At 28.2% G+C, this 9,169-nt stretch carries 10 protein-coding genes; 5 read left to right on the top strand and 5 right to left on the bottom strand.

Annotated features, from left to right (window positions below; all coding sequences use genetic code 11):
- Positions 1 to 230: 230 nt before the first annotated feature.
- The 3 genes from ACIQ56_RS10935 (at position 231) to ACIQ56_RS10925 (ending at position 3,492) form a co-directional block, all read left to right on the top strand.
- Positions 231 to 494 carry a hypothetical protein gene (locus ACIQ56_RS10935; RefSeq protein WP_397601093.1) on the top strand — a complete coding sequence of 88 codons (264 nt, stop codon included), beginning with the start codon at positions 231 to 233 and terminating at the stop codon, positions 492 to 494.
- A 434-nt stretch (positions 495 to 928) separates the two neighbouring features.
- Positions 929 to 2,032, top strand: coding sequence for an alkene reductase (locus ACIQ56_RS10930; RefSeq protein ID WP_397601092.1), 1,104 nt, complete (start codon positions 929 to 931; stop codon positions 2,030 to 2,032).
- 305 nt (positions 2,033 to 2,337) lie between these two features.
- Positions 2,338 to 3,492 carry a hypothetical protein gene (locus ACIQ56_RS10925; protein ID WP_397601091.1) on the top strand — a complete coding sequence of 385 codons (1,155 nt, stop codon included), beginning with the start codon at positions 2,338 to 2,340 and terminating at the stop codon, positions 3,490 to 3,492.
- Positions 3,493 to 3,525: 33 nt separating this feature from the next.
- Here ACIQ56_RS10925 and ACIQ56_RS10920 read toward each other — a convergent pair whose 3' ends face one another.
- On the bottom strand, positions 3,526 to 4,227 hold the full coding sequence (locus tag ACIQ56_RS10920; RefSeq protein WP_397601090.1) for a sterol desaturase family protein: 702 nt from the start codon (positions 4,225 to 4,227) through the stop codon (positions 3,526 to 3,528).
- Positions 4,214 to 4,444 carry a hypothetical protein gene (locus ACIQ56_RS10915; RefSeq protein ID WP_397601089.1) on the bottom strand — a complete coding sequence of 77 codons (231 nt, stop codon included), beginning with the start codon at positions 4,442 to 4,444 and terminating at the stop codon, positions 4,214 to 4,216. The genes ACIQ56_RS10920 and ACIQ56_RS10915 overlap by 14 nt, the downstream gene beginning before the upstream one ends.
- A gap of 230 nt (positions 4,445 to 4,674) precedes the next feature.
- On the opposite strand from ACIQ56_RS10915, the gene mdcA reads away from it, so the two are divergent.
- Positions 4,675 to 6,321: a malonate decarboxylase subunit alpha gene (gene mdcA / locus ACIQ56_RS10910; protein ID WP_397601088.1), complete on the top strand. Its 1,647-nt coding sequence runs from the start codon at positions 4,675 to 4,677 to the stop codon at positions 6,319 to 6,321.
- A gap of 631 nt (positions 6,322 to 6,952) precedes the next feature.
- Entirely contained in the window at positions 6,953 to 7,180 is a 228-nt protein-coding gene (locus ACIQ56_RS10905; RefSeq protein WP_397601087.1) for a hypothetical protein, read from the top strand.
- A gap of 10 nt (positions 7,181 to 7,190) precedes the next feature.
- On the opposite strand, the gene ACIQ56_RS10900 is transcribed toward ACIQ56_RS10905, so the two are convergent.
- The 3 genes from ACIQ56_RS10900 to ACIQ56_RS10890 form a co-directional block, all read right to left on the bottom strand.
- On the bottom strand, positions 7,191 to 7,352 hold the full coding sequence (locus tag ACIQ56_RS10900; RefSeq protein ID WP_397601086.1) for a hypothetical protein: 162 nt from the start codon (positions 7,350 to 7,352) through the stop codon (positions 7,191 to 7,193).
- A 153-nt stretch (positions 7,353 to 7,505) separates the two neighbouring features.
- On the bottom strand, positions 7,506 to 8,087 hold the full coding sequence (locus tag ACIQ56_RS10895; RefSeq protein WP_397601085.1) for a hypothetical protein: 582 nt from the start codon (positions 8,085 to 8,087) through the stop codon (positions 7,506 to 7,508).
- A 69-nt stretch (positions 8,088 to 8,156) separates the two neighbouring features.
- A complete protein-coding gene (locus tag ACIQ56_RS10890; RefSeq protein WP_397601084.1) occupies positions 8,157 to 8,330 on the bottom strand; it encodes an HIT domain-containing protein in 174 nt (57 codons plus the stop codon).
- Positions 8,331 to 9,169: the final 839 nt, after the last annotated feature.

The raw sequence follows: 9,169 nt of genomic DNA, 5'->3' as shown, positions 1-9,169 counted from the left end.
TGTCTCCAGTTATATTTGAAATAACTAGACCAATGAAAAAGGTCGGTTAATTGTGTCTATAAAATTGGGGGAAGATCACTTTTTGTATATTTCAAGATAATCCATCCCAAGGGGAATGGGCAAAAGATGCAAATGGAAACATTATAGAGATTAATGTTAATTTTGTTCAAAACATAAAATGCGCTGATCGTGAATTTGAAGAAAATAAACTATATACCGATTTTTATACTGTGGAAATCAGTTCTCTAAATATACTTATAGACTCATGCAAAAATTTAAAAAAAAGTTTATTAAAAAATAATTCATCAAGAAAATGGATAGAAAATCAAAACATTAACTTTAATAAATTAGAAAATTATTTATCTCCTCAAGCTAGAAAAATACCTCAAACTAATGAAGCAAATACTAACTATACTTTATATCCATTTGCGATTCAAAATCAGGTTTACAAAAATGATTTTTTGCTTTTATCAACTTACTACAACTGTAAATAAATATAAAATAAATGAATTTATTTATACCTTAATTTATAATCCTTGTTAAAATAAAGTGGAAAGAAAAAATTAATATACAAAACTGAAAAGATAAATAAACAACACCAAACTAACCTAATTTTGAAAATAAAAACTTCCAAATAAGATAAAACTTTCACACTATGAATTATTGAAATTTGAACCGATATGGACCCTGAAAAAATTCTTGATAGAAGAATTCCTAATAATAATTGAATCATTAAAATTCCTACAATTTTTCTATGCCCCACTTCCGGTGCGAAATTGGTATCTAATGGAACAAAATCTTGTGATATAGAATCATCCCCGAGTCTAACTATATTCGTTCTTTAGTCCAAATTATGATATACAAAAATTTGTTTTAAAATTTTATGTTTCTTTTGAAAACCAATTGTAAGTTCTAAAGGAGTGACGTCATGTCTATTTTATTTGAGCCCATAAAATTAGGTGATTTATCATTAAAAAATAGAGTTGTTTTAGCCCCTTTAACAAGATTACGAGCAAGTTATCAACGAATTCCGAACGAACTTATGAAAACATATTATAGTCTTAGATCCTCTTTTGGTATGATTATAACCGAAGCGACTTCTGTAGAGTTATTAGGTGTTGGTTATCCCAGAACACCAGGAATTTGGAATGAAAAGCAAATTCATGCTTGGAGGCATATAACAGATGAAGTCCATGAAAAGGGAGGAACTATTGTCATGCAGCTTTGGCATGTAGGCCGTGTATCCGATCCATTATATACAAATGGTCAAACTCCAATTGGGCCAAGCGCCATTGCTGCTAAACAAAGAATTTCTCATATTCGACCTGAAAAATTTTATGAAACACCTAGAGAAGTTTCTTTAACAGAAATAAATCAGCTGGTTCTTATTTATAAAAAGGGTGCAGAAAATGCAAAAAAAGCAGGATTTGACGGTGTAGAACTTCATGGCGCTAATGGGTATCTCTTAGATCAATTTTTGCAAAGCAAATCAAATTTAAGAAAAGATAAATATGGTGGGTCTATCGAAAATAGAGCTCGATTTCCACTCGAAGTTGTCGACGCTGTGATTGATACGTGGGGATCTGGTCGTGTTGGTTATCATATTGCTCCTCGAGGAGACGCTCTTGATATGGGTGATCAAAATCCCCTTGAAACTTTTAGTTACCTTGTATCTGAATTATCAAAACGAGACTTAGCTTTTATTTGTGCACGTGAGTATGAATCCAAAGACAGTATAAGTCCTCAACTTCGAAAAATTTTTAAAGGAAAATTTATTGTAAATGAAGGATTTACTAAAGAAACAGCTGAAATGGCAATAAAAAATGGAAATGCAGATGCGGTTGCCTTTGGAAAACTCTCCATTCCTAATCCAAATTTAGTAGAAAAATTTATTAAAAATGAAAAATTAAATGCTCCGCAGGCAAAAGACTTTTATAATGAACATAAATATTTATTTGATTTAGCAGAGACAATTCCAAAAACAGGTTATTATGAAACAGATAAATACGGTTACACCGAGATCCATTCTTAAATATAAAGAAAGTTTATATTTAACAAACACATATAGTAATATTTTATCAAAATAAAAATACCATCAAGCTTAATTATTAAATTAACATTAAATTTTTCTATATAAAAAATATTTTAACTTTTATCAATAAATAAAATTAAGTTAAATTATTTTATAAAAAATAAAACGAATAAATTGAATATAAATTGATCATATATAAAAAATATGAAATAATTCAACAAGTAAAAAATTTAAAAATTTATTAGATATTTAAATTCAAAATTAAAGATTTAATTATCCTTATTGAATTAGGAGCGATCATATTTATGAAAAAAATATCATTTTCTGGATTTTATTCTTTTGTATTTATTTCATTTAGCTGTCATTCTATTTATGCTTCCGAAAGAGGTCCCAGTTGTTCTATAAAAGATATTAATGACATAAAAAATATTGCTTCAATCATAGCCAAAGACACGTTAGCTAGTGGAAAATGTGTTGCTTTTACGGAAAAAGAAAATAATGACCGTGTAAGCTATTATCAATATATATTTTCATTGCCTAACTCATTTTATTCCTGCAGATTAGCAAAATCTGCTTATATAGTTACAAATGATTCTACTGCTGTTTCTTCAGCGCCATTATTAAAATGTGTATCAGGAGAGCCATTAGCAGATAAAGAAAAATGGGATAATTATTTTAAGGAATACAATAAGTATGTGGTAAAAACGAATGAAATAAAAAATAATTGGAAAAATTTATTACAAATTTCTCTTAGCCCTTTACCAAAATTTAATGAAAGTGATCATTTTAAAGCTGCAATTTATACAACATATAATTATACTAAAAATACAACTGGAAAATTACCTACTGGGGTTGAAGTTTGGTTTACTCAAGTTGATGAAATGGTAAGTGCATGTAATAAAATATCAAATAGAAAAAATCTTTCAAAGGAGCAATTATCTTTAAGATTTAGTCAATTACTAGGATTACCACCAGATGCTCCAAGTGATCCTCAACATACCTTTGCTTTTATTTCTATTCCTAATTCACAAGTATCGGGTAATGTTGAATATAGAAAAGATAATAATGCTTTTAATGGACTTAAAGGGCCAGGAATATTTAGACCATGCGCATCAATTGACTATAATACAGAAGATAATATTTGTAGTCCAATAGATAATATTCCATTAAATGAAACAAAATTAAAAGATGAAATACAAAAAGATGACAAAATTTCAAGCAATGAATTGCTTGAAAAAGATTTATCTAAATGGGCGGCTTATCAATTTTATAAAAGATTTGATAATAAAGATGGCTGGCCTCAATATCCTTGGACAGGTAGAGGTTATACCTATGACTGGAATTCAGATAGAAGAGATCACTATGGACTATCTGAATATGTAATGTCACAAAATACAGAATATTTTGTATATAATACGAAGTCAATTGAAGAATTTATAAAAGATTGTCGAGATCTTTAAAAGAATTTAAATCAAAAATATTCTTTATTTAATTTATATTTTATTATTATAATATTCTTTTTGAAGTTGTTTTGTTGTTTTAGTCCGACCATCATGACTCCATCCAGGTACATACACAAAATATAGAAATTTATTTTTTATTCCTTTTGCTTTGTTTATATCTTGAAACATTATTTTAAAAGCTTCAAAATTTAATTTAAATACATTATCTGTCTTAATATCATGCAAAACACCGTATTCTACTTTTTCTTTTTCTCTTTCAAATGTTTTAAATAAAATATCCCATATAATAAATATTCCTCCATAATTTTTATCAAGATATTGTATATTTTTTGCATGATGAACTCTATGATGACTTGCTGTGTTAAAAATATTTTCTAATAAATAAATTCTTCCTGTATATTTTGTATGCAACCAAAATTGATAAGTAAAATTAATTGCCATTTGGAAAAATATATCTTCTAATTTAAAACCCAATAAGAAAAGAGGAATATAAAATAACCCTTGAGGGACATAATCTAAAAAAGATGCTCTTAAAAAGACTGTCAAATTATATTGTTTTGAAGAATGATGAACTTCGTGTATACACCATAAAAATCGACTGACATGAGAAATTCTATGAAACCAATAATAACAAAAATCATCTGTAAAAATAAGAATTAAAAATGCCCACCAATATAATTTTTCACCTTTAATTAAAGCACTCCAAGCACCAGGCATTTCAAAAAAAAGCATATTTTGAAAATATTTCATATAAAAATATTGTTAAAGATGTAGCTAAAATAACTGGAAATATAAGATAAAACAGACCGGTTCCTATATTAAAATATGAATCATATTTTTCATAGTCATTTAAATTTTTCTTATATGAAATTAAATATTCAATAAATATAGCTAAAAAAAACAAGGCATAAGAACAAATGCTAAAAGCATTTAGATATTTTTCTACCATAGAAATACTCCTTTAATTAAATAAGGAAATTTATTTATTTTTTAAAATAATATTAAGATTTTGAGTTTAATATTTCCTTACTTTATTATTAATATATTGTCAATATATAAAATTATTTATATCTGAAATTTTTTTATTTAAATTTCATTTTTTTGAGTTACAATTCCAAAATCTCATTTCTGTTTCTTTTATATTTATTTATAAATTTTACAATTGGAAGGCTAAATATAATGGAAGAAAATAATAAATCAAAATTTAGAGATATAAAAAAAAGAAAAATAAATAAAATCTGCGATAAACTAAATAATAAATGGGTAAAATCTGAAGACATTATAAATATTTTAGAAAATGTTATCGAACCATTTGATAGAGTATGTATAGAAGGGAACAATCAAAAACAAGCTGTTTTTTTATCCAAATCTTTAAATAAAGTAAATCCTAAATTAGTTCATGATATTCATATACTTCAATCAACACTTATCCTTCCCGAACATATTGAAGTATTTGAAAATGGAATTGCAAACAAAATTGATTTTTCATATGCATCTATATTTGGTAAAAAACTTGCGCAATTATGCCAAGAAGGAAAATTAAAAATTGAAGGAATGCATACTTTTTTAGAATTATATGCAAGATATTTTTTGGATTTGACTCCCAATGTTTGTTTAGTTATAGCAGAAAAGGCGGATAAAGAAGGAAATTTATATACAGGTGCAAACACAGAAGATACACCAACCATAATTGAAGCAACATCTTTTAAAGATGGCGTTGTCATTGTGGAGGTAAATGAAGTCGTGGATAAACTTCCTCGTGTAGATATTCCCTCTGATTGGGTCGATATTTTAGTCAAAAGCCCCTTAAATACAACAATACATCCCTTATTCACTAGGGATCCAGCAAAAATAAATGAGACAAAAATATTAATGGCAATGTTAGTCATAAAAGGAATTTATGCAAAATACGAAGTAAACAGATTAAATCATGGTGTAGGATATAGTACAAGCGCCATTGAGCTCTTATTACCAACATATGCCACGGATTTAGGGCTTAAAAATAAAATTTGTGAATATATGATGATAAATCCTGTTCCTACTTTAATTCCCGCTATTGAGTGCGGGTTTGTAAAAAAAATTGTTTCTCCAGGCGGAGAAGCGGGAATGAATCTTTATGTTAAATCTCGACCTGACGTATTTTTTACAGGTGGAGATGGTACTTTAAGGTCTAATCGTTGTATTGCACAATTAGTTGGACTTTACGGCATTGATCTCTTTGCTGGTGCAACTTTACAAATAGATATTTATGGAAATAGTTCTACGGCTACATTGAATAGATTAACAGGATTTGGAGGTGCTCCTAATATTGGGGGAAATTCTAGCGGACGTAGACATATTTCTAATACATGGAAAAAAGCGGGTTTAGAATTTCAAAAAAATGAAAATGAAATTTTTAAAGGTAAAAAACTTGTTCTACAAATTGTTGAAACTTTTCAACCTTCAGGAGAACCCTCTTTTGTAGAAAAACTTGAGGCTTTTGAAGTTCAAAAAAAGTTTCAAATGGAATTGCCATTAATTATGATATATGCAGAAGACGTAACACACATCATTACAGAAGAAGGGATTGTTAACTTACTTTTGTGCAGAAATCTTGAAGATCGTGAGCAGGCAATAAGAGGAATTGCAGGCCACACCCCAGTTGGTTTAAAAAGAGATTTAAATAAAATAAATGAATTAAGAGAAAGAAAAATAATAATATATCCTGAAGATATTGGAATTGACAAAAAAGATGCCAATAGAGAATTGCTTGCAGCAAAATCTATACAAGACTTAGTAGAATATTCACAAGGCTTATATTTACCTCCTAAGAAGTTTATTGACTAAATGAATATACAGAGATTATTTAAAATGCAAAATTATTTATGTAATACCACTTAATTTAGGATAATTTAGTTTGTTTTTTTTAAGAATTTTATTCATTTTAAATTTTTATCCTTTTCTTTGTTATGCAAAGAAATTGCCTTTTCATATTTGTGCTGATGACTTCAGACTGGAACTAGATAAAAAAGATAAATCAGAAAGTTTAAATATGGATATTTTAAAAATGGCAATCCAAAGCTTAAAAAGCAAAATAGATATTGAATTAAATTTAGAACATATGCATTTAAGCCTATGTTTTGAATTATTAAAAAAAGGGAAAATGGATGCCTCTCTGAATCTCTCTTACAATGAGGAACGCGCCTCTTATTTAGATTACCCCCCCAGGATCTGGTCCAAATGAAGCAGCAACATGTTCCTCTCAATTTAAAGTAGCATGTTCTGGTTATGTTGTTATTACAATGAAATCTAATTTATTTGAATAAAATGGAAAACAAGAAAGTCTCCCACTTCCTGTGCGATCGCAAGAGGATACTCTGTAACAAAAGACTTAGAAAAAATATTTCATGATAAATTAGAGACTAGCAAAAGTGATAAAGTAAACATATTAAAATTAATTCGAGAAAATGAGGGTTCTGTGATTGCTCACTTTTCTTTTCCTGTGAATATCAATAAATTTAAAAAAATGTCTTACAAAATTAAAATACACAAAAAATATTTTACAATAAGATCTTATTATATTCCATTTTCTAAAAAATCAAATTTTCCAGAAACTGAAAAAAAATTATTTTGGGAAGAAATTGCTAAAATAGTAAATGATAAAGAAATTATAGATAAAATAATATCTTCTTATTCTATATTTTAGATTATAAAACTTATTTTACCATCTTTTCTTGTGTTTCTGGATGGCTATCGTAACATTTTTCTACATCTTCTCTAGAAAAATGTTTCGCTTTGCATTTGGTACAAACATATTTAGCACCATCTCTTTTATATTTTTCACTTTTAATTTTTTCCTCTTTTGGATTCATATTCATAATTTGAGATCCTCCTTTAAAACGATATCGGAACTCCTATTTCTATCTTTATTCTTTCTGAAATAAAAAATACTCTTTTTAATGAAAAAAGAGTATTTAATTTATTAATAATATAAATATGTTACATTATTAGATCATGGATAAAAGAGGTTTTTATAACTTCATTGACAATTCTAATCCCACTCTTGTCGTATAGCGCGTTCTTCCTGCCCCAAAACCAATACTAAAATGAGGATTTTCATAACCAAAGCGACCTTCCCCACCACCATCAAAATCAGCTTGTTGTTTTTGATTGGTAACAATTCCAGATAATCCACGAACCCCAATAAAAAAGCCTTGGTGTTTACCTGTGGTTAAATAAGCTCCAGCTAAAGCATACCCTGTATTAATTGAATAAACATCATCATTAACCATTTGGTTGGCATTTAATCCCAATTCATATTTAAAATTATCATGTGGATGAATTTGAATTCCAGTTAATAATCCATAAGAAAAATAAGGTGCAATTTTATCTTTCATAAAGATATCACGAGCCACCCTTGAACCAATAAAGAACTGAATATCCGATACTTCTTTTTTTGCTTCAACAGGTACTTCTACTTGAACATAAACTTTCTTTTCAACAATTTTTTCGAATGGTTTTTCAATTTCAATCGTTCTAATTTCAGGATTTAATTTATTACTTGTTAAAATTAAAATATGAACTTTTTTTCCTAACACATGGTTTCTTCCCATGGAAAGCTCTTCTGTAATTGCTGTTTTAAAACGATCAGGTTGTGTACTTTCTTAGGGGAGGATCACCCCTCACTCCGGAGGCCAGGCTAAACTTCTTCCACCCAACACATGGCAGTGCATATAATAAACAGTTTGGTGGCCGTGAGGGCCGTTGTTCATGACAAGGCAGTAGCCTGTTTGTGCAATGCCAGTTAATTCGGCGACTTTTTTTAGCGGTGTAGTGGACTTGTCACATTTGTTCAATGCCTATTTCGCTCGATTCAGCGACGTTGACTATTTTCTTTTTAGAAATGACGAAATAGTCCTTTTCCTGAAATAATCAAATTTGGAAATTTAACAGTAAAGGAATCTTAATCGAATGAAATTGTTGCGCTTAGAACCCCTAAATATAATAATTCTTAACCACGGTTTTTTCGAAATATTATGAATTAAACACATGATAAATAATATATTTTTCCTAAAATTATATCTATTCTAAAAAACTCTTCCTATACCTAAAATAAGCTAAATTTTAAATTATTGAGTTTAATTTACTAATATTAACTATAAATTAACTTATATTAATATAAAATTAGTAAACTAATATAAGTTAATTTACTAAATCAAGTTTTGAATTAATTTCACTTATGATAACTAGCATTATGGTGTGTGAAATAGAGAATAAAATTAAAATCTGAAAATCCAAATAAAAAAAGGCTTTGAAAAAAACATAGGGAGGAAAATTTGATTGGGGAAATAGCAAAAAAATGATTTTTTCAGAAAAGAAAAGGTCAGGTTAAAATAAATTTCGGGATAATGTTTGTTTTTGATATCATTTTCAGAAGTGCTCTTCACTAAATTTCCATGTAATTTCAATCTTGTGCAATTGACTTCTGATTAATATAATTCCAATTTTAAATGTTGAGATGATTCAAAAGAGCGCTGTTTTTCAACTTCAAATTCAACTGAATCGCTGTCTGTCATATCCCAAAGACATTGAGACTCGCTGATCAATCATATCAAGCACATTCCCAGAGTGAACGAGACTAAATTTGCCCCAAAGACATAAGGACTGTATGTTAAAAGCTCTATACATCTAGAGA

The sequence above is a fragment of the Silvanigrella sp. genome, assembly GCF_044369315.1.
GTDB lineage: Bacteria > Bdellovibrionota_B > Oligoflexia > Silvanigrellales > Silvanigrellaceae > Silvanigrella.
Note: the sequence above shows the minus strand (reverse complement) of the source record. Positions and strands in the feature narration are given on the sequence as shown.